Source organism: Flavobacterium salmonis (assembly GCF_903819435.1).
Lineage (GTDB): Bacteria > Bacteroidota > Bacteroidia > Flavobacteriales > Flavobacteriaceae > Flavobacterium > Flavobacterium chungangense.
The window spans coordinates 44928-66841 of sequence record NZ_CAIJDP010000082.1 but is presented as its reverse complement, the minus strand read 5'-3'; the positions used below and the strand labels follow the sequence as shown (position 1 = coordinate 66841).

The 21914-nt window shown below is 34.2% G+C and carries 22 protein-coding genes; 16 read left to right on the top strand and 6 right to left on the bottom strand.

Annotation, left to right across the window (positions count from 1 at the left end; genetic code table 11):
- Window positions 1-65 precede the first annotated feature (65 nt).
- Complete coding sequence (locus FLACHUCJ7_RS18310; protein ID WP_180909944.1) at window positions 66-953, bottom strand: AraC family transcriptional regulator; 888 nt, start codon at window positions 951-953, stop codon at window positions 66-68.
- 270 nt (window positions 954-1223) lie between these two features.
- Between FLACHUCJ7_RS18310 and FLACHUCJ7_RS18305 the strand changes: the two genes are divergently transcribed.
- From FLACHUCJ7_RS18305 to FLACHUCJ7_RS18250, 12 genes are all read left to right on the top strand, one after another.
- Window positions 1224-1601 (top strand): hypothetical protein, encoded by a 378-nt coding sequence (locus tag FLACHUCJ7_RS18305; RefSeq protein ID WP_223255479.1) that lies wholly within the window; start codon window positions 1224-1226, stop codon window positions 1599-1601.
- Window positions 1602-1706: 105 nt separating this feature from the next.
- Window positions 1707-2510, top strand: coding sequence for an MbnP family protein (locus FLACHUCJ7_RS18300; protein ID WP_180909943.1), 804 nt, complete (start codon window positions 1707-1709; stop codon window positions 2508-2510).
- A 133-nt stretch (window positions 2511-2643) separates the two neighbouring features.
- Entirely contained in the window at window positions 2644-3687 is a 1044-nt protein-coding gene (locus FLACHUCJ7_RS18295; protein ID WP_180909942.1) for a cytochrome-c peroxidase, read from the top strand.
- Window positions 3688-3712: 25 nt separating this feature from the next.
- Window positions 3713-4498 (top strand): MbnP family protein, encoded by a 786-nt coding sequence (locus FLACHUCJ7_RS18290; protein WP_180909941.1) that lies wholly within the window; start codon window positions 3713-3715, stop codon window positions 4496-4498.
- 3 nt (window positions 4499-4501) lie between these two features.
- On the top strand, window positions 4502-5572 hold the full coding sequence (locus FLACHUCJ7_RS18285) for a cytochrome-c peroxidase (protein ID WP_180909940.1): 1071 nt from the start codon (window positions 4502-4504) through the stop codon (window positions 5570-5572).
- A 3-nt stretch (window positions 5573-5575) separates the two neighbouring features.
- Window positions 5576-6535, top strand: coding sequence for a transporter family protein (locus FLACHUCJ7_RS18280; RefSeq protein WP_078228431.1), 960 nt, complete (start codon window positions 5576-5578; stop codon window positions 6533-6535).
- A gap of 46 nt (window positions 6536-6581) precedes the next feature.
- Window positions 6582-7196, top strand: a complete 615-nt coding sequence (locus FLACHUCJ7_RS18275; protein WP_180909939.1) for an SCO family protein — start codon at window positions 6582-6584, stop codon at window positions 7194-7196.
- A 9-nt stretch (window positions 7197-7205) separates the two neighbouring features.
- Window positions 7206-7577 (top strand): hypothetical protein, encoded by a 372-nt coding sequence (locus tag FLACHUCJ7_RS18270; RefSeq protein WP_180909938.1) that lies wholly within the window; start codon window positions 7206-7208, stop codon window positions 7575-7577.
- Window positions 7578-7613: 36 nt separating this feature from the next.
- Window positions 7614-7847 (top strand): hypothetical protein, encoded by a 234-nt coding sequence (locus FLACHUCJ7_RS18265; protein WP_180909937.1) that lies wholly within the window; start codon window positions 7614-7616, stop codon window positions 7845-7847.
- A gap of 243 nt (window positions 7848-8090) precedes the next feature.
- Entirely contained in the window at window positions 8091-8633 is a 543-nt protein-coding gene (locus FLACHUCJ7_RS18260) for a cysteine hydrolase family protein (RefSeq protein ID WP_180909936.1), read from the top strand.
- Window positions 8634-8810: 177 nt separating this feature from the next.
- Window positions 8811-9683, top strand: coding sequence for a helix-turn-helix domain-containing protein (locus tag FLACHUCJ7_RS18255; RefSeq protein ID WP_078228422.1), 873 nt, complete (start codon window positions 8811-8813; stop codon window positions 9681-9683).
- A gap of 125 nt (window positions 9684-9808) precedes the next feature.
- Window positions 9809-11170 carry an MATE family efflux transporter gene (locus FLACHUCJ7_RS18250; protein WP_180909935.1) on the top strand — a complete coding sequence of 454 codons (1362 nt, stop codon included), beginning with the start codon at window positions 9809-9811 and terminating at the stop codon, window positions 11168-11170.
- 96 nt (window positions 11171-11266) lie between these two features.
- On the opposite strand, the gene FLACHUCJ7_RS18245 is transcribed toward FLACHUCJ7_RS18250, so the two are convergent.
- The gene (locus FLACHUCJ7_RS18245) at window positions 11267-12163 is read right to left on the bottom strand and encodes an SDR family oxidoreductase (protein ID WP_180909934.1); all 897 of its coding nucleotides are present in this window, start codon (window positions 12161-12163) and stop codon (window positions 11267-11269) included.
- Window positions 12164-12279: 116 nt separating this feature from the next.
- Between FLACHUCJ7_RS18245 and FLACHUCJ7_RS18240 the strand changes: the two genes are divergently transcribed.
- Window positions 12280-12612 carry a winged helix-turn-helix transcriptional regulator gene (locus tag FLACHUCJ7_RS18240; protein ID WP_180909933.1) on the top strand — a complete coding sequence of 111 codons (333 nt, stop codon included), beginning with the start codon at window positions 12280-12282 and terminating at the stop codon, window positions 12610-12612.
- Between the two features lie 125 nt (window positions 12613-12737).
- Here the strand turns inward: FLACHUCJ7_RS18240 and FLACHUCJ7_RS18235 are convergent, their stop codons facing one another.
- From FLACHUCJ7_RS18235 to FLACHUCJ7_RS18225, 3 genes are all read right to left on the bottom strand, one after another.
- Window positions 12738-13082, bottom strand: coding sequence for a hypothetical protein (locus FLACHUCJ7_RS18235; RefSeq protein ID WP_180909932.1), 345 nt, complete (start codon window positions 13080-13082; stop codon window positions 12738-12740).
- Between the two features lie 89 nt (window positions 13083-13171).
- Window positions 13172-13837, bottom strand: a complete 666-nt coding sequence (locus tag FLACHUCJ7_RS18230; protein ID WP_180909931.1) for a hypothetical protein — start codon at window positions 13835-13837, stop codon at window positions 13172-13174.
- 152 nt (window positions 13838-13989) lie between these two features.
- A complete protein-coding gene (locus FLACHUCJ7_RS18225; protein WP_180909930.1) occupies window positions 13990-14865 on the bottom strand; it encodes a helix-turn-helix domain-containing protein in 876 nt (291 codons plus the stop codon).
- Window positions 14866-15485: 620 nt separating this feature from the next.
- Between FLACHUCJ7_RS18225 and FLACHUCJ7_RS18220 the strand changes: the two genes are divergently transcribed.
- From FLACHUCJ7_RS18220 to nhaA, 3 genes are all read left to right on the top strand, one after another.
- Window positions 15486-17666, top strand: coding sequence for an HAD-IIB family hydrolase (locus tag FLACHUCJ7_RS18220; RefSeq protein ID WP_180909929.1), 2181 nt, complete (start codon window positions 15486-15488; stop codon window positions 17664-17666).
- A gap of 7 nt (window positions 17667-17673) precedes the next feature.
- On the top strand, window positions 17674-19185 hold the full coding sequence (locus tag FLACHUCJ7_RS18215) for a glycoside hydrolase family protein (RefSeq protein WP_180909928.1): 1512 nt from the start codon (window positions 17674-17676) through the stop codon (window positions 19183-19185).
- Window positions 19186-19286: 101 nt separating this feature from the next.
- Window positions 19287-20480, top strand: a complete 1194-nt coding sequence (gene nhaA / locus FLACHUCJ7_RS18210; protein ID WP_180909927.1) for a Na+/H+ antiporter NhaA — start codon at window positions 19287-19289, stop codon at window positions 20478-20480.
- Here the strand turns inward: nhaA and FLACHUCJ7_RS18205 are convergent.
- Window positions 20477-21787 (bottom strand): DUF389 domain-containing protein, encoded by a 1311-nt coding sequence (locus FLACHUCJ7_RS18205; protein ID WP_180909926.1) that lies wholly within the window; start codon window positions 21785-21787, stop codon window positions 20477-20479. The genes nhaA and FLACHUCJ7_RS18205 overlap by 4 nt on opposite strands.
- Window positions 21788-21914: the final 127 nt, after the last annotated feature.

Here is a 21914-nt window from a genome sequence, read left to right as displayed (position 1 = left end):
GGTCAAAAAGAGTTACAGAAAGTAAATTAAGAAATTCTCATTAAGCAAGATGTAATCAACTGCTTTTATGTTTTTCTTCTGTATTCGGATGGTGATAAACGGGTGTGCTTTTTAAAAAACTTTCCAAAGAAAGACTGATCGCTGAAATTCAGTTCGTCTGATATTTCAGAAATGCTTAATGTTGGATTGGCCAGTAGAATACAGGCCTCAGTTATAATAGCGGCATCAATAAGTTCACCGGTTGTCCTTCCTGATACTTCTTTAAGTATTTTCGAAAGATGGCCTGCTGTCATGTGCAGGGTATCAGAATAGAACTGTACTTTTCTCTGCTGTTTAAAATTTTTCTCCAACAGTTTTATGAATTTTGAAGTTATTTCTTCCTTGCGAGTCATTTTTATAATGTTCTCATCGTATCTTTCCCTGTATACAGCGGCAACCTGATACATCAACAGATTGAAACTGTGAACTAAAAGTTCTTTACCGTAAAAACGACTTTCAGTTGTATTTTTTTCATGTAGCAGATGAGTTAGTTTAACAAGTTCTTTGATTTCTTCTTTCTTTAATCCCAGGTTCAGGGCAGTTTTTGAAGCAAAAAACTCGAAGGCATTCAAGTCATTTCGGTTAATGCTATGGGTTAATGCAAAATTAAGCGTGAAAGTAATTGATATAACAGACATACTTTCTTCAATTTCCATAATATGAGTTACTGTATGGGGTGAAATCAGCACTATATCATTTGTTTGAAGAGTATAATCCATTAAATTAAACTGGATTTTTGCACTCCCAGACAAGATGATCATAATGCTGTAGCTATCTGTACGGAAGGGATAAGGAAAGGGATTTTCGCTTATACTTTCAGTGCTAATGTAGATATATAGTTCGTCAGCCTGAGGCTTGTCGCCCAATGCTTCAAGGATATCCGTAATAGAGTTTTTCTTAATATTTTCTTTCACTCAAAGTTTTTTGTAAATATAAAGTTTTTATTAAATTATGCTGGCTACATAATCGTGAGAAAAGCGGAAAGACCTGATTTCTAAAATACCGCACTAGGATTTTTCTTTTGCTTATCATACACTCAAAATCTATAATTGAAATTGATTCTGCTTTTGTTTAAGTGGTTGAAAGAGAGTTTATGATGTTTTTTTTACTTAATAAAACAAGAAGTTTCTTCAAAATAAAAACAAAATTAGTTTACTTTTGCATTTCTAAGCAAACAAACATTCTTGAAAAAGTATATTATCATATTACTTTGTGGTCTGATTTTTCTTCCTTCTATGGGCAGTATGTTTGTATATGCCAATTTTAAAATAAATCAGCAGGAAATTGCCAGAACTATCTGTATCCAGCGTAAACAGATTTTTAACACCTGTAATGGGCGATGCGAACTGCAGAAAAGCCTTAAAAAATATTCCGATAACGAAAAACAAATGCAGGACAGCCTGAAAGAGAATTTTGAGCTTGTTTATATTTGTTTTTCTTCTGACATTGACTTTACTTTTAATCCTGCAATAGAACCGCAACAAAAAAACTTTGCTTTTTTTAAAAGCAAACCTGTTGGAGTTTCGTCAATTACTTTTCGCCCGCCCGCCGCTATTTTATAATTTTAAATCCTTTTCCCAATTTTCATTGGGACTAATTTCTTATTGCGTTAATGCATTGATTGGAGCATTCCTGCTCTGAAATAATTTAATTTTTATAAAATACAAATGAAAAAGATACTATATAAAGTGATAATAGTAACATTAGGGATTTTTATTACCTCATGTTCAAGTGATGATGAACAAAACAATACTGCTACTGAAACAGGAAAATTAGGTTTGAAGTTTGACAACTCTTACAATAATAATGACCTTATTCTTGATACGCAGGTTATTACAACGGCTAATAATGAAAAACTGAAAGTAAATGTTGTTCGCTATATTGTAAGCAATATTGTTCTTACTAAGTCTGATGGTACAACTTTTACTTATCCAAAAGCAAAAAGTTATTTCATTGCTGATGAAGATGATGCTGCGGGTTACCAGTTTGATCTTGCCGATATCCCTGCGGGTGATTATACTAAAGTGAAATTTGGTATAGGAGTAGACAAGGAGCAATGGCAGTTAGGAGCTTCAGGTCAGGGCGATTTTCTTGCGAAGGCTCAGGCCAAAGATTTGCTTTGGAGCTGGTCGGCGGGTTATAAATTTCTTGCTTTCGAAGGAACTTTTACCTCTGCCACTGTTACAGAATCTTCCTCATTCATGATCCATACCGGACAAATTGGAACTTCCTATAATTATACAGAAGTAACATTAGACTTACCTACTAAAGCTTTGGTGAGAAAAAATATCACGCCGGCTATTCATGTCGTAACAGATTTGTCTAAAATTCTTGACGGAGAAAACACTATTAAACTCTCTGATTATAATGAAGCAGGGATGGGCGCCATGATTATGGGCGGAGAAGCCCTGCCTAAAATCACTGCCAACATTTCAAAAATGTTCAGGATAGACCACGTACACAACGACTAATTAGCTACAGTAAAACCAAGTATTGATTTCTGCCTTTTTGCGGGCCGATTTTTCTTATCTGTTATTTTATGCAGGTTAAGGAAGATTGTCTTTCTTATGCTATAAATAATGCTTGCGTTCTTAAACTTAAAATATGTTCAAATTAAAATATTTTATCTGTTTAGTGATTCTACTCCTGATAGCCTGCTCTGATAGTGAAGAACAAGAATATGTAGATGTTCCACTGAATTTTACGATTCCATCCAACTTTCCATCTCTTGCTTACAACATCGAAGGAAACAAACCCACTGAAAAAGGTTTTGAATTAGGAAAAAAACTTTTCTACGATGGAAGACTGGCATCAGATGGACTGGTATCGTGCGGTTTTTGTCATCTTCAGGCCAATGCATTCACCCACCATGGGCATACGGTAAGTCATGGAGTTGCAAACGCTATGGGTACACGTAATGCTCCCCCGATTCAGAATATGGCATTTCAAACCAGTTATATGTATGATGGTGCTGCTGAAAATTTAGACCTTCAGCCTATTATTCCATTGACGAGCGTTATTGAAATGGATGGAAATCTGAATACTATTCTTCAAATGATGAAAGGGGACAAAGAATACCAAAAGCTCTTCGGTCAGGCATTCGAAGATAAGGCCATCACAACTGAGAACATGCTAAAGGCATTATCTCAGTTTATGGTAATGATGGTTTCTTCAAACTCAAAGTTCGATAAATACAGACGTAATGAAATCGACGGAACTTTTACCAGTGATGAACTGGCCGGATATAATTTATTTAAGTCAAAATGCGCCTCTTGTCATGCAACCGATTTAATGACCGATAATTCGTTTCGAAATAACGGTCTGGCGGTTAATCCAAAGGTGAACGATGTAGGCCGCTATAAAGTTACGGAGCTTGTAGAGGATTATTATAAGTTTAGAGTACAGAGTCTTCGTAATATAGAAGTAACAGTTCCTTATATGCATGATGGACGTTTTGGAACTTTAGACGCAGTATTGAATCATTATGCTTCCGGTGTGATAGATTCCCAGACATTGGATCCAATTTTAAAGCAGAATGGCAAGCTCGGAATTTCATTGTCAGATACAGAAAAAAAACAAATTATTTTGTTTTTAAAAACACTCACAGATACACAATATTTAACCGATAAGCGATTTTCGGAATTTTAAAAATTAAATATAAAAATATACAAAAATGAAAAACTTTATAAATTTTGCATTGGCTTTTATTGCCATAATTTCTCTTAATTCCTGTTCAAACGATGATGCTCAGGCTGTTGCTGCATACGGCACGGCACAGATCAATTTTGATTCAAAAGTAGCAACAGCTGATTTTGCTTTGAATACCCCTTTTACCATCAGCGGACAATCCTATCAATTTGATCGTCTTCGTTACTGGATCAGTGATGTTAAACTGGTAAGTGATAAAAATGAAACCTACGGGCTTTCGAATTCTTTTTTTCTTATAGAAGAAACTACAGAAATTAAAGTTCAGGATGGTAAATATACTTATCCAGCCAGAAAAAGAGAAGCTGTTGATTTGAAAGCTGTTCCGTCAGGATCGTATACCAAACTTATTTTTTCTGTTGGGGTTGATGCGGCCCACAATGATAATATGAGTATTCAGGATGGTGAGTTATCTCAGCTTAACGGTATGACTAATATTTCATGGATGTGGCATACGAGTTATATTTTCTCCAGTTTGACAGGAAAAAATATGACACCGGAAACTCCGGTTGCAATTGCTGTGGAAACCGGTTTAAATACAAATTACAGAACAGTGGAAATTACATTGCCAACTGCTTTGGTAATCAGCGCAGACAAATCTTCAAAAATAAACCTGAATGTTGATGTTGAGAAAATTGTGAATGAGATTGACCTGGCTGCCACTCCAAAAATATCCGCGAAAACCCCTGAACTTATGACTAAGGTTGCCGATAATTACAAAAAAACTGTTTTTACAGTTAAAAGTGTAGAATAATTAATGCGGTACAGGAATATAAAATTTTGGAGTGTTTTAGCAGCAGTGACTATATTTAGTTTTTCCTGTAATGACCTCGATGATTCTTATCAGGAACCGTTGCTTCTGGTAACGATTCCTGATAATTTTCCTCAATTTACTGATTCGAAAACAAATCCTTTAACAGCAGATGGAATTGCTCTTGGGAAAAAACTTTTCTTCGATAAAAGACTTTCAGGAAACAACCAGATTTCTTGTGCAACCTGTCATCAGCAGCATCTGGCTTTTTCGGATGGTCTTGCTTTGACCAGTCAGGGAGTTTCAGGAAATACTCTGGAACGAAATTCGCCCGCTTTAATAAATCTGGCCTGGGCAGAGAATGGTCTGTTTTGGGATGGCGGCTCTAACAATTTAGAATCACAGGCTTTTGCCCCTTTGGCACACGAAGACGAAATGCACCAGAATCTAACCGAACTGATAGATGAGCTGAATGCCGATGCAAATTATCCGGGATTGTTTAGTAAAGCATTTGGCAAGGCTATTAATCAGGCTGATATTGCAAAAGCCATTGCCCAGTTTGAAAGAACGCTGATTTCAGGAAATTCAAAGTATGACAAGTATGTTCGCGGAGAATTAGGTGGTGTTTTAGATCAGGACGAACTAAAAGGACTGGAGCTGGCCAGGCAACTCTGTTTTTCATGTCATGCAGGGGTTTTAATGACAGATAATTTATATCACAATAACGGAATCGATATTGATTTTACAGATAATACTGAACTGATGATGAAGAGAGGAAGAGCCAGAATTACTAATAATTCAGAGGATTTAGGAAAGTTCAGGACACCTACTCTGCGCAATGTTGAAAAAACAGGACCTTATATGCATGACGGACGATTTATAACTCTGGAGGCTGTAATTGAACATTACAGCAATGGGGTACTGGATTCCCCAACATTAGATCCTCTTTTAAAAAAAGATAAAAAATTAGGCGTTACGCTTTCTGATACAGAAAAAAAACAATTGATTGCCTTTTTGAAAACGCTGACAGATTATCAGTATTTAAACGATAAACGCTTTTCAGAATATAAACAATAAAAAATGAAAAAAGTAATAGCACTCTTGATGTTTTTGGCTGGAAGTTCAGCCTTTAGCTTTACAGAAAAAGACAGTATTTCACGTTTTACTTTTCAGCGTCTTGTGATGATGGAATATTTTGATTGCGATGCATGTGGCTGTTCAGCTAGTGGAGGTAGTATGGGATTTAGTTCAATGCTCAATAACAATTTTGTTGGTGTGCGGTATTTTAAGCAGAGCTATACCAGTCGTGACGGAATCTTTGCCAATTCGCCATGGATTAATGAAAATTTCAATACAATTCAGGCCTGGACTAGAATTCCGATAACAGATAAAATCCAGATTTCTGCTTTGATTCCATACCATTTGCATGAAAGAGAACTGACAAAAGGAACGGAGAATATTTCGGGTTTGGGTGATATTACAGTAATGGGACTATACACGGTTTTTGAGACAAAAAAAGACAGTACTGTTTTTACTCATAAAGTAAATATCGGAGCAGGTATAAAAATACCAACCGGAAAATTTACTCAGGCTAATAATTTGGGCAGCATAAACCAGAGTTTTCAGCTGGGAACAGGAAGCTGGGATTATTCTATGGTTTCAGAATACGTTATCAGCAGAAATGATTTAGGCCTTAATACAACATTGAATTACGTTTTGAAAACACAGAATAAAAAAGAATATCAATACGGAGATCAGTTCAATTATGCTGCTACGCTGTTTTACACGATTGATCTGGATGCTTTGCAGATAGTGCCTCAGGCAGGTTTGGCAGGAGAGGTTTATCAAACTAACAAACAGCATGGACTTTCTCTACCCAATACAGCCGGAGATATTCTCTTTGGTAAATTCGGTTTTGAAGCCGGAAAAGATAAGTTTTCAATTGGTTTGAATACCATGCTTCCAATCAGCCAGAACTTATCATCTGGAAAAATGGAAGCCAACTACAGATGGAGTGTCAATCTGAATTATACTTTATAAAAATGAAAATAAGTTTAGCTAGTCTATTCTTGCAAAAAATAAAAATATGAAAAAAATAATTTTAGTACTGTTATGCTGTGTGCTGGCAGTATCGTGTGAAAAAGCACAAGAGAAACTTCCTGTTTTAGGAAATCCAATAGTAAAAGGAAATGAAACCCAATATCCCCGCATCAAAGATTTTTCGTTTATCAATCAGGACAGTCTTGAGGTAACAAACAATACTTTTTCCGGCAAAATATACATCGCTGATTTTATTTTCCTTTCCTGTCCTTCAATCTGCCCAAAAATGAATGTACAGCTCAAAAAGGTGTATAATGCATACAAAACAGATGGCGAAGTCTTGTTTCTTTCTCATACAATAGATCCGGATAATGATACTATACCCCGTCTTAAGGCTTATACGGTAGATAACGGCATAAAAAAGAACTGGCATTTTGTTACCGGCAACAGAGACAGCATCTATAAAATTGCAACAGAAAGCTACTTTGCAACAGCTTATCCTGATGAAAATGAGCCGGGCGGTTTTGTGCACAGCGGCGGGTTTTTGCTCATTGATAAAAACAGACATGTACGTGGGGTTTATGATGGGACTAATCCAAAAGAAACCACAAGACTGATTGCCGATGTCAAAAATCTTTTAGCAGAAGACGAAGCCAAATAATAGCCGCTGATGAAAAAATGCATCACTTTAATTGTTTTGATGCTGCTTGCGTTTCAAAATGCCGACAGTCTATGGATTATTGGTGACTTTTACATCAATCAGGATTACATTGCCCAAAATGTTTGTATCAACAGGTTCGATGCCGTGCCCATATGTAACGGAAAATGCTATCTGGAACAGAAATTAAAAGCGAATGACAGGGAGGAGCAAAAATTCCCGACAGTGACTTACAGAGAAGTCCAGCTGTTTCTGCAAAACCAGATTCCGTTTTCATTTACAGTTGTATTCTTTTCATTAAAAAAGGAGTATCCTATGCTACGGGCATACAATCAGAGATACAGTTATATTTTTTCTATTTATCATCCTCCCAGATGGTGTTAGTACTCTTGTTTTAGTATTAATCATAAAATAAAAAAAATGCAAATATCAGAAATACCAGATCGCAGCCTGCAATTATTTACAGGTGATGGCAGTCATTTCTGGATGGATAACACGGTTAATCTGCTGCAGCGTTTTCCTGTTTTGGAATATCCGCACAGGCAGGATTTCTTCATGCTGCTCTTTATTGACAATGCTGAGGGCGAAATCAGTATAGATAATCATAAAATCCGTCTGGATAATGCTAAGGTGATTGTTATAAAGCCTCGCTGAGACATTAACAGAAAAGCAAAGGGGAAAATAATTTGTTTCACAGAAGATTTTTTTTCGCTGCGCTACAACAACAATATTTTAGATCAATTTTCATTTCTTCATGATACTGCCGATTATGGGATTGAAAATTTACAGACAAAAAGTTGCTTATCAAAATGGTATCTATTGGTAATGCTTTGGTATCTGGTTTCGCTCGTTTAAGTTTTAATTTTGTCTGATAGAAATTTTTAAATTTAAAGTAAAATGAATACCGCATTATTGTTAATTGATATACAGAAAGAATATTTTGAAAATGGGGCGCTAGAACTTGTAAATCCTATTGCTGCAAGTGAAAACGCCAAGAAACTACTGGAAAATTTTAGAAAAGAAAATGGAACCATAATTCACATTCAGCATATATCCCCAGAAGGTGTTCCCTTTTTTGTTCCCGGTACAAAAGGTGTAGAAATTCATGAAAATGTAAAACCACTGGCAGGAGAGAAGGTGATCACCAAACAATTTCCTAATAGTTTTAGAGGAACTGATTTATTGGAATATCTTCAGTCAAACGATATAACGCATTTAGTAATCGCGGGAATGATGACGCACATGTGCATTGATGCAGGGACCAGGGCTGCTTTTGACTTTGGATTTGAATGTACAGTAATTGGTGATGCCTGCGCCACAATTAATCTTCAAATAAATGGTCAGGATGTCAAGGCTGCAGATGTTCATAATGCATTTTTGGCTGCATTGGAATTCTTTTACGCAAAAATTACAACAACAGAAGCGTATTTGCTATCATAAGATAAAGAACAGTTAAAGAATTTCTTTTATAAATGAGCTGTAAATTATTACTGCTCATTTTTTTTGGTTTGAAGTAATTTGTAAATGAAGTTGTAAATTTGCTATAATTATAACATTCCATCACATCTTAAAGAAGTAAATGAAACGGACTTCAATACGCTAATGAATTAAAGAAAAATGAAAACAGTTAAATTTCATAAATCAGAATGTGGTGTTGAAGTACTTCTCAATGTATTACACGGTGGTATGCTGAGTGAGAAATATTTGGAACGTGATACGTACAATACTGATTTTTTTGAAATATTGCTTTTTAAGACTGCCAAAGGAACACTGATTTTAAATCAGCAGAAAATTAATATAACTGACAATACAATTATTTTTATTTCTCCTTTTCAAAAAAGGCAATGGGCTTTAGAGAAAGAGGGATTGGATTTTACTGTTCTGGTTTTTCAGGAAAATTTTCTTAATGACTTTTTCTCAGACAAATTCTTTACGTATCGCCTTCTTTATTTTTATCAGTTGAATTATCCTTTGCATATTGCTATCGAAAGGGAAGAACTTCAAAAAGCACTTGACCAGCTTATGGAGATCAAATACGAACTTGTTAATAGCAGAACAGATAGTATTCATATCATACGATCACTCACTTATTACCTGCTTTTGAAGTTTAACAGAATATATGCTGATGCAAATAATCTTTCAATTGAAAGGGCAGAAAACAACTTTGCCTACCAGTTTAAGCAGTTACTGGAAATACACATCAGGAAGAAGCAGCGGATTGACTACTATGCAGATCTGTTAAATGTAAGCAGGATTACAATTAACACTTGTGTGAAAAAGCAGTTTAATGTTACCGCGACAGAACTATTAAAACAGAGATTGCTTTTTGAGATAAAGAATGACCTGATACATTCCGGAAAGACCATTGCTGAGATTGCCTATGATCTTGATTTTTCAGAACCCGTACATTTGATGCGATTTTTTAAAACCCAGACAGGAATAACCAGCGGACAGTTCCTTTCAGACTACCAGAATGGTATATTTTCATAACATTTTAAAGGCTGTTACTTAATAAGATAAATTTACAAACAAAGGAATTACTATCCTTTAATTGAAAGTTTATGGAATTGCAGTTTCAAATCACTTAAATTTGCCTTACAGCAAACAATTTTTATATGATCAAAAAATACAAATCCAATAAGATATATTACCAAAGTACAGTAGCACTTGCAGGGCCTGTCGTAATCTCTCAGCTTGGGCATACAATGGTTCAGACTCTTGATACAGTTATCATAGGGCATTATGCAGGAACTATATCATTGGCAGCAGTCTCGCTTGTTCATTCTGTTTTCATGGTAGTTTTGGTCGTTGGATTGGGGGTTGCCTATGGATTAACACCTTTGATAGCACAAGAAAACGGAAAATCAAATTTTAAAGAATGCGCCGAGCTGCTGTCAAATAGCTTATGGCTTAATGTTGTAGCAGCAATTTTTCTTTTTTTAGTAGTATATTATGGTTCTATGTTTGCCATACAGCATGCAGATCAGGATCCTCTGGTAGTAGAAACATCAAAACCTTATTTACTTATTTTAAGCTTATCTATTCTGCCTTTAATGATATTTCAAACTTTTAAACAGTTTGCAGAAGGACTGGGTTTCACAAAACAAGCAATGTCTATAACAATATGGGGAAATGTGCTCAACGTAATTATAGCAGTGATTCTCGTAAAAGGAATGTTTGGAATTGAGCCAATGGGAGTTCGTGGAGTAGGAATTGCAACATTGATAGATCGGATTTTAATGATGCTGGTTATGATAGGGTATGTGCTTCGATCAGATAGTTTTGGATCTTACATACAGCATTTCTCTGTTAAATTTATTGATTTTTCAAAAATTATAAAAGTGGTAAAAATTGGATTGCCTGTGGCTATGCAGTATGTATTTGAAATTGGTGCGTTTGCAGCAGCTGCTTTAATGGCCGGTCATATTGGTGCAATGGAACAGGCAGCTCATCAGACAGCAATAACCCTTGCTGCAATGACTTACATGATGGCAGGAGGAATTGCATCTGCGGCAACTATTAAAGTTGGAAATAGTTTTGGAAATCAGAACTACAAAAGACTTAAGAGTTTTGCTTATGCATCCTATCATTTAGTTATCATTTTCATGCTTTTCTTTGCAGCAATTTTCACACTCTTTAATCAATATTTACCTTACTTAATAACAAATGATACAAGTGTTGTAGCGCTGGCTGCACAACTATTGATTATTGCAGCGCTTTTCCAGCTCTTTGATGGTACACAGGTGGTTGGACTAGGAACACTAAGAGGAATGGGTGATGTAAACATTCCCACTTTCATAACCTTTGTTGCTTATTGGCTTATTGGTCTGCCGGCAGCCTATGTTTTAGGAATTTATTTCAATGCAGGAGTACAGGGAATCTGGTATGGTCTGACCTTAGGGTTGTTAACATCTTCGGTCTTACTGTATTTAAGATTTCGATATGTAATGAATAAAGTCTTCAAAAATAATTCATAAGGAAATATTTCTTACAAATACAGCTAATAATTTAGAGTTTAAGGAATTAAAAAAGCAGTAAAAAAGGTAAATTATTTTTACTGCTTTTTTTACAACTTAATTAATGAAAAATTCTTTATGTATTTTAACCCATTCTTCGATAGGTGTCATCTTTACAGGCAATTTTTCAAGAACCTCATGCAAGTTAGGATTAAATTTTGTTGGATATACCGGAAGACTGGCTAGCATTTCATAATACCCTTGCACACCTCTGGCGCTTTCTTCTCCAACAAGGATGCTTAATTTATCTCCAAATTCTTGTGGAGGCATTGCGTAGAAATCAATTTTTTCTCCCAAACCAGCAGAAAATTTTTGGGCAAGACCATTTCCTTTAAGATCATCCGGACCGCTCACAAGAAATGATTGTCCGGACAATTCTGGTTTATATAATGCTTCTACAACAAAGGCACTAACATCTCTTGATGCAATATAGCCAATAGGCATATTTTCCGGAGTTGGGTATGCTACTTTTCTTTCGCTTTTTACATAATCAGTTGTGTAAGGAGCCAACAGATTTTCGGCATAAATGGACGGTTCAATAATTACATAAGGTACTCCGCAGCTTTTAAGATATTCCTTTGTGTCAAGCTTTACGTCTTCCATAGGAATTCCTAATTTTTGTGGTGCCAAAAATCCGCTGGTATTCCAAACGATCATTTTTACACTATTTTCCTTAGCTGCATCTATTACATTCCTGGCAAGTTGAAATCCATCTGCCGGATTAGGAAGGGAAACAGGAATCAATAATGAGATAGCGTCTATTCCTTTAGTGATTTCTTTCATTTTTGCTGCATCATACATATCAGCTAATACAGGAATTGCACCTGCGTCTTCCAGTTTTGAAAAGTTTTTTTCAGAACTTGTTACAGCATAAACTTCTGCACCTTTATTTTTTGCTTCTCCAATTACGTAAAATTGCTGTGAACCTGTGGCTCCAAATACTAATACTTTCATTTTATTTTTTATTTAGTTGATCAAAATTTCTGTAAAACTAAATAATAACTTACTTTTGTACAAGTACTTACGTTTTTGTTGGGTACTTACTAAATAGTTAGAAATATTGAAAATCAATGAAAAAAAATATAAAAATAATTAATGCCTGTGATGAAAACTGCCCAGTAAAAAAATCATTAGGCTTATTGGGAGGAAAGTGGACAATGATGATTCTGTATCAGCTCAATACAAGGACCATTAGATATGGGGAACTTAAAAGAGCTGTTGTGGGTATTAGTGAAAAAATGCTGATTCAGGAATTGAATGCTCTGGTAGAAAACAAACTGGTCAATAAAAAAGCTTATCCCGAAATCCCGCCAAGAGTCGAATATTCTTTAACAGAACTGGGTTTAAAGACTTTGCCAATTATTGATCAAATAGCTGCTTTTGGATTAGAAAACTTGGTTTAGTTTAATTAGATATTAGTTTATTTATTCATAAATTAAGCATTTTAAGTGTAATTTATTCTTTGAATCTTCTTAGTCGTATTACAGACTCTTTTTTCTCATTTAATAATTGGTTAAAATACTCATTATTACCAAGTATTTTGTAAAACGATTTCTCCAACTGATTCGTTTTTATTTACAACTGTTTTTATGATGCTGTACCTCGTATAATTTACAACTGTAACTTCAATAAGATAAGTTTCTGAGTTAAGGTTTTTTATTAAAAATTCTCCATTATTATCTCTGACTTTAAAATTTTGGATTATTTTTTTTTGATTTGTAAAAGTATTAAGCTCAAAAACCTTAATCGAAAATGATTCAATAGGACTAAATTCATTATCTACAATCCTTCCCCAAATAGTAAAAGTTCCCTTCAGTGATTGAGCAGCAAAAAGGAGAATAGAAAGCAACATAATTAGAAGTATTCTTTTCATAATAATAGTATAATTTGTTTATTATTAATTCAATATTTATTTCAGTTTTTTGTAGATGAAACTTTATCGACAACGATTTAGTAGTGTTTTTATTTTTTATAATTTATCTTAATGATTTTAAAATCTCCTCCACTGCTATCTCCTGTAAATAACCCTATTTTTCCAGATGTTCGATTGTTGAGTTTTTCAACTATCAGTGAAGGCTGGATTGTATTGTTTATGTACACTTTAATATTTGTGCTTTCAATTACTAATTTCATTGTGAACCAATCATTAGGGTTTGGTGGATTGATGATTTCTTTCTCGAAAACCGCATTCCTTTCATTTCTCAATTTTTCCCACGTAAAATCAGGATGTGAAATGTATTGCACAGCATGAATTCTTCTAACAGAATCTTTAGCGAAAAAATTGAAAGGACGACAATAAACAGCATCATAATTAATATCATCAACACCGTGAAAGGCGATCCCAATAAAACTTCGTTGAAAAACGTCCTTTCCCCGCATTTCAATTTCTATTGTACCGTTTTTAAAGTCATTAACAGGCAGCCATATGATGCCTTCTTTTTTATTTTCCAATATTTTCAGATAAGCTCCACTATCACCAGAAACGATTTTGATCTCTCTGTTTACTAATTTGAGCTTTCCTTTTTTGTACAGATTAGCGAGATCAATGGCTTGTTGTCGTTGTCCGAATATAAAGCAGGGGAGCAATATCAAAGTAAACATATATGTAAATTTAGTTTGCTTTTTCATTTAAATTATGTTTTAATCGATTGATAGTTAATTGATTGCCACTTAGAATAGATTGCTTTTCTCTAGTGATTTGAATAAGGAATGCTTCTGTTTTTCGAAGAAAATATTCTCAAGTACAAAAATAGCATACATGTAAAAAGAATAATTACCAGTTAGATAACAGAACTACCATTTTGATAAGCGTTTCTGAATTCTTTTGGAGAAATCCCTGTTTGCGACTTGAAGAAACGCGTTAAATGATTCGCCTGGGAGAATTGTAATAGGTCCGAAATTTCATTTACATTAAGCTTAGTATAAGATAGCAGAGACTTTATTTCAAAGAGTATAAATTCATTTACCATTTCAGAAACGGTAACTCCGAACTGCTTTTTGATGCATTTATTTAATGTTACTCTGCTGATACCTAACTGTTGCGCGTAATAGTCGATGTTTCTTATTTTACAGACTTCATTTTGTAAAATCTCTTTAAACATATAGGCGATGTTATTATTTTCAGTTTCTGAAGACAGAAGGTAATGTTGTGCATAGGCTCGATTGAGTTTGATCAATATAAAGTACAAAAGTGCTCTTATAATATGTTCGCTATCTGATTTGAATGTTTTTATTTCACTGAGCAGCTCCTGAATTATATTCACCAACTGTGAAAAGAAGACGTCATCCACCTTTAAATAGAGCGGTTTGGTTTTGTTGTAAAAAAACTGTAGTCTGAAGGAAAATAATTTATCTGAGAAGAAGTTAGACAGAAAGCTGTCCTGGAAAAACAAGAAATAACATTCAACTTTAGTATTGTCCAAAAACCATCTTCGTTTTTGAAATGGAGAAATAAAAATGACTGTATTATCTGAAACTTCAATTCTTTGCTGATCAAGTTCTAAATAGCCATTTCCTTTAGAGAAAAATATAAGTTCGTAAAAATCTGTATGATGAAGTTCACTTTCAAAAAAATAATAGGGTATGTCTTTATAAGTGCCTATATCAATTAGGAGCTCAACATCATACTTGTTTTTTAAGAATTTAAATGTCTTCATTGTTAACTGATTTTTCGCATTATTTAGATGCGGATATATAAAATCGAAGAAGATTAACCAAATCATTTTTGCAGGCGAACCATCAATACAAATCCAATAGAAGTTGGTAAAAATAGTTATTTAAAGCCAGATTATGCGTAAGAAATTGACATTAAGAAATTAATCAATAGATGATTGGATATGCAAACAAAAACGTGAGAAAAAGTTAAGATAGTATTCTCTTTTACTACAATAAGAATAGGTTAATTTTTATTTCCTAAACCTTTTCAAAAAGTTTTTGCCCTCATCTTTCTTAAAAAAGATGAGGGCCTTTTTATATCTTCTATTTTTAGTTTAATTTCAAAACGATTATTTACATTTTAGAACGAATTCATGTTGTTAAACCAAGTAATTCTTATTTAAAGCAGTCTCTTGAAACTTTATTAGGTTTGATATGATCATTAAGAATCAAGTTGTCGAAATCAAAAAGGAAATCATTTAATACTCTTTTTTCTGAAAGAGAATTCTATCTTTTTCTTTCTTACAGTTTAATAATAAAATGTTAATAAACGCCTTATTTCATGAGTATTTGGCCTAAAACATTTTCTTTTTTTGTATCTTATAAATCTAACAAATAAAAGATGATGACAAAATTACGAATTTCACTAATCAATGTTCACGGACTTTTAAAAGGTTCTGGTCTGGAGATTGGTAGAGATGCCGATAATGGTGGACAAACAAAGTATGTGTATGAACTTGCAGAATTTTTATCAAAACATAAAGATGTAGAACATGTTCATTTATTTACAAGACTAATTGATGACTCAAATATTTCGCCTGAATATGCAGTGCCTATTGAAATTATCAATGATAAATTAGATATTAGGCGAATTCCTTTTTTAGGAAAAAAATACAAGGCAAAAGAACAATTGTGGGAAGGTTTAGACACTTTTGTAAACGGAATTGTACAGCATATTAAACTTCACAATATATTCCCAAACTGGATTCATTCCCATTATGGCGATGCAGGATATGTAGCAAGTGAATTATCGACAATACTAAATGTTCCTTTTGCTCACACAGGACATTCATTAGGTTTTTACAAAAGGAAAAAGTTGCTCGAAAGTGGTTTGAGTGAAGAAGAAATTGAAAAAAAATTTAAGTTTAAACAAAGAATTAGTGCTGAAGAAAGAACTTTAGAATTGTCTGAATTTATTGTTACTTCTACAGAACAGGAGATTGAAACCTATAAACCTTATAAAAATTTTGATTTAGCAAAATACCACGCCATTTCTCCGGGAATTGACACTAGTAAATTTGTTCCTTACTATCATCGGGAACGGGATTCTGATAAGCAAATGGAAGAGGAACAAAGAAAATACTGGGTAGCAGAAACTATTTCCAAGTTTTTAATAAATCCTCATAAACCTTTTATTTTGGCACTTTCCAGACCTGATCGTCATAAAAATTTACACACTCTTATTGAAGTTTACGGCAAAGATAAGGAACTGCAAAGTATAGCCAATCTGGTCATTTTTGCCGGAATCAGAAAAGATATTTTGCAAATGCCGGAATCAGAAAAAGACGTTTTGACCGATCTTTTGCTTTTAATGGATAAATACGATTTGTACGGAAAAATGGCAATCCCTAAAAAGCATGATGTAGAAAATGAAGTTTCGATTATTTACCGATATGCAGCCGAAAAAAGAGGTGTTTTTGTAAATTTAGCTTTGCATGAAAATTTCGGCTTAACCGTTATTGAATCTGCAAGTTCTGGTCTTCCAGTTGTGGTTACAAAAAATGGTGGTCCTTCTGAAATCATTCCGACTTGCCAAAACGGAGAATTGGTAAATCCATTAGATGAAAATGAAATCAAAAAGGCATTGCGAAAGATTTTAACAAATGAAAGTCAATGGAAATATTATTCAAATAATGGAGCAATTAATATTCAAAAACATTATAGCTGGCTGAGTCACGTTAATCAATATATTGATTATGTAAACGAAAATCTTTCCTTATCGTCTGGTTCAGGAATCAAAAAACAACATTACCCAAATATAAACATAGACCGATTAAAAAGGAAGGTAGAAAATTTACTGGTAACTGATATTGACGGAACTCTCATTGAGCCAAAGTTAAATAATCCCGGACTGAAAGAATTAAAAGAGCATTTGATTAATCGCAATGAAAAAATGGCATTTGCCCTGGCATCAGGAAGAAATTTAGACTTAGTGAAAAAAGTTATTGTTGAGGAAAACTTTCCGCAGCCAGATTTTATTATTTGCTCGGTGGGAACTGAAATTTATTACACCAATGGTAAAGATTATATTTTAGACAAAGGCTGGGCTACATTTTTGGCAGGACGATGGAAGAGGGAAGATATTGCCAATCGTTTAAAAAATATTCCCTGGATGCGATTGCAGGAAGCCGAAGCACAAAACCCCTTTAAAATTTCTTATTATTATGATCAGGAAAAATACAATCATGACGAGTTGATCACAGTTTTAGGAAGTGGATGGTACAAAGTAAATATTATTCCAAGCCATAATGAGTTTCTTGACTTTATCCCTAAAAGAGCGTCAAAAGGAAACGCAATTAAATTTTTATGCCGTAAATGGAATATTCCTTTATCGAGTGTAATTGCGGCGGGCGATTCTGGAAATGATATCGATATGTTCAGAGGCGCCATCAAAGGAATCATAGTAGGAAATCGCAGTGTAGAACTTGCCAATTATGAAACGACAAAAACTATTTATGTAGCCAAAGACTCTGCTTCTTCCGGTATTTTAGAAGGATTAAAATATTATAAAATAATTAAATAGGTTAAATATGTATTCAGGTTCAGGTTTTAGTAATTGGGAAATTGGTGATGTTGATGTCTTTATAGACGAAAATGGAGTCCATCATTTATTTCATTTGATTATTCCCAATCACGATTACATTGCACATGCCATATCAAAAGACGGTCTTTCATGGAAAAGAGTAAAAAATGCTTTGTTTGTAGGGGATCCTGGGGAGTGGGATGATGACATGTTGTGGACGATGCATGTTAGTAAAAACTCTGATGGGCGAGGATATGAAATGTACTACACAGGTTTAAAACGGAAGGACAAAGGAATCATGCAAAAAATTGGTAGGGCAGTTTCTCCTGACTTAATTCAGTGGACAAAAGATAATCAATATGGTTTACCATTAAAAAGTAATGCTCCCTATTATGAAAGCAGAGATAACAACCCGCGAGAATGGCTTAGTTTTAGGGATCCTTTTAAATATCAGTTTGAAGGGAATGATTATTTACTGATATGTGCCCGCAGTGCAGTTGGACCTACGTATAGAAGAGGCTGTATTGGTGTGGCAAAAAGGGAAGAGAAGGGTTTTGTACTTCAAAAGCCATTGCATGTAGCTTATGTTTATGATGATATTGAATGTCCTTGCGTTGTAGAAATAAAAGGTATGCATTATTTATTGGGGTCCATTCGCGAAGATATAAAGGTTCGCTATTGGTTCTCACCCGATTTTAAAGGAGAATATCATGCTTTTCATAATAATGTGCTGCTTCCACAAGGTAATTATGCAGCAAGAATTGTAAAGGATGGAGACAATTATTTAATTTACAATTTTTATTTTGTGGGTGGAAATGTCAACACCCTTCGTGTAATTCCACCTCCAAAACGACTCGATGTTGATAGTAACGGAAGATTATTATTAAAAACGTATCATCATTGGAAAACGCTGTACCAAAGAACAATTCTTCAAAAAAACTTACATGCTCCGATTCCTGTTTTAGGAAATCCCTCGGCAAATTTTGAATTAGAAAATGAAAGTAAATGGCGATTTGGCTGCAGAAGTGGATACGAAGTTTTTTGTTTTGAAAAACCTTCTGAGAATTTTGTTTGGGAAGGAAAATTAGCTGTTGAAGGAATGGGGAAAACTGGTTTTGTTATTGAATGTGATGAAGAGGGGACAGCCTATTACATATCAATTGATTTTGTAAATGGTTTTGTTCAATTCAGGGCTTGGGGATTTAATGAAAAGGATGTAAAGAACAATTTTGTTTTTGAAAATATTCAAACCAATCAATTTGAAATAGTAGAAAGCAAAGAAATTTATTTTAAGATTATCCGTTACGGAAATTATTATGAGCTTTCTATAAATGAAGTTGTGAAATTAACGTTGTTGGACTTTAAATATAATGATGGCAAGATTGGGGTATATGTTTGTTCAGCTATAGTATCGCTGAGTGATTCAAAAATTCATGTAATTCCTGAGCCGGAAAATGAATATGCTACAGCAGATCCTAACAAAGCACTTAATGAATATAATAAAATAACGCAAGCATAACAATTAATTTTTTTTAAAATATCTGATTTTTTGAATTCCAATGCAATTTTTCCTGAATGTAATAGTTGCAGGGACAATTTTGAAAAGCTAAATTTGTATTTATGGCAAAACTTATAAATCTTAAAGTATTCTCTCATTTTTTTCGTTCATCTTCTTCAGGTGGAATCATATTATTAATCTTTGTAATAATATCACTCTTTATTGCTAATTCTGGGTGGTCAGATAGCTTTAAGGAAATTCTTAATTTGAACCTGGGCTTTAATACTGATAGTGTTCACCTTCGTTACCCTGTTTTATTATGGATAAACGATGGATTGATGGCTATTTTCTTTCTCCTTGTAGGATTGGAAATAAAAAGGGAAATAATTGAAGGTGAGTTGTCGTCATTTTCTCAGGCGGCTTTACCTGTACTTGCAGCAGTTGGAGGAGTAATCGTTCCTGCGCTGATTTATGCATTTTTTAACGGCGGGAATTCGATGACTGCAAAAGGCTGGGGAATTCCTATGGCCACTGATATTGCTTTTGCACTCGGAATTTTATCACTTTTGGGAAGTAAAGTTCCTCCAGGGCTTAAAATATTTCTGGCTGCGCTGGCTATAGTAGATGATCTTATTGCGATTTTAGTGATTGCGATATTTTATTCTTCAGAATTGAATTTTCTCTATTTAGGATATGCCGGAGCGTTATTTATAATGTTGATTATCTTTAATCGATTTGGTATTAAAAACCTGTTTTTTTATCTGATACCGGGTTTTGTTATCTGGTATTTTATCCATCACTCAGGGATCCATGCCACAATAGCCGGTGTACTGGTAGCCATGACAATTCCGACAAACGAAGATGATACAGAATCTACGCTTGAAAAATTGGAACATGCCCTGACTCGTCCGGTTAATTTTATAATCATGCCTATTTTTGCGCTTGTCAATACGAATATAACTTTTGAATCTACTATGATAGAAGGACTTTCCAGTAATCTGGGATTAGGTATAGTTCTTGGATTATTTCTAGGGAAACCCATTGGAATCTTTGTGATGTCATGGTTATCGGTAAAATTAAGAATTGCTGAACTTCCTGAATCAACTACATGGATGCATGTCTTAGGACTTGGATTATTGGGAGGAATTGGTTTTACAATGTCCATCTTTATTGCTTTATTATCTTTTGGTGATGTACTGCATCAGAATGAAGCCAAATTTGCGATACTAATCGCCTCTACAATAGCCGGTATTTCAGGATTTTGTATTTTGAGTTTGTACAATAAAAAGCAAAAAAAGACTTTTCAGGACCACTAAGGTTTCCTGAAAAGTTCTACATCTTTAACGGATAATCTTTCATTAAGCCATTTTTGTAATTTTTCATTTTCAGCTTTATTAAGATTTTTGGATGCATCATAGATAACAGCCGTTATGGTAGTGGTACTGTCCTTTTGATTGATTAAAGTACTCTTAGTGATGGAAAGTGAGCTAATTATTGGAAATAAAACTCTTGTCTCTTTTAAAATCTGACGGTTGTCAAATTTATTTTTAGTCAGTTCCTTCTCCAGTTGCATGATCTTAATATCTTTAACATTCATTTCGTTTTCACTACTTTTAATCTGATTAAGGATATCTCCTTTTAGTGCATTGTAACGATCAGTGCTGTCTTGTCGAATCTGCAGTTGTGTGCCGTTCAGGTATTTATTATGGTTTAACCTGTTGGTAAGATCTTTTATTTTTAATGAAGAAAAACGCCTTGATAGGAAAGCGAGTTCTAGTTTTTTGGTTTTAGCATTAAAGTTGGTCTTTTTGTACACAATGGTGTATCCTTTATCTACGAATTCATTTTCAATGAAAAGATCTATGTTTTTTTTAAACTGCTGTTCCCTGTAGAGCGAGTAAGCAAGATAACTGCTGGGTAAAAGCATTATGGTAATTAAAAAAGCTATGGTATATTTTACGCGTTTTTGATGTTTTTCATCAACCTGTTTAACTGCTGGATAATTAAGGTATTTAATAATTAAAAATGTTGCAATTCCTATAAATACGCAATTGATGCAATAGAGATAAAAGGCCCCTAAGAAGAACGTCCATTGCGCTGTAGCCAAGCCATACCCTGCAGTACATAATGGTGGCATAAGTGCAGTTGCAATAGCAACTCCTGGAATAGGATTTCCTTTTTCTGATCTTGTCACTGCAATAACCCCGACAACACCTCCAAAAAAAGCAATCAGAATATCATAAATATTAGGGGATGTTCTGGCTAGCAATTCAGACTGGACATCCTTGAAGGGACTGAGGTAAAAATATAAGGTTGACACTGCCAGACTTACCACAGTGGCGATAAGCAGGTTGTTAAGTGATTTTTTAAGTAATGAAAAATCATAAATGCCAAGTGCAAAACCAGCTCCTACAATTGGTCCCATAAGTGGGGATATCAGCATTGCTCCAATAATAACTGCAGTTGAGTTTACATTTAGCCCAACGGAGGCAACAATTATGGCGCAGGCCAAGATCCAAAGATTAGCACCTTTGAAGGTTATGTTCTTCTTTATGGCCTCTAATGTTTTCGCCCTGTCATCTTCTCCATCCCGAAGGTTTAGTAAATCTGTAACTTTTCTCATAATTTATAAAATTAGTTGCTATTTTTTGATGCCTTATTATAGCCTTGTATTGCTAAGATAAGACTAATTTTATTGAGTGTTAAGTGAAACCAGGTAAATGAAAATTTGAATTTAATTATTTGCTGGA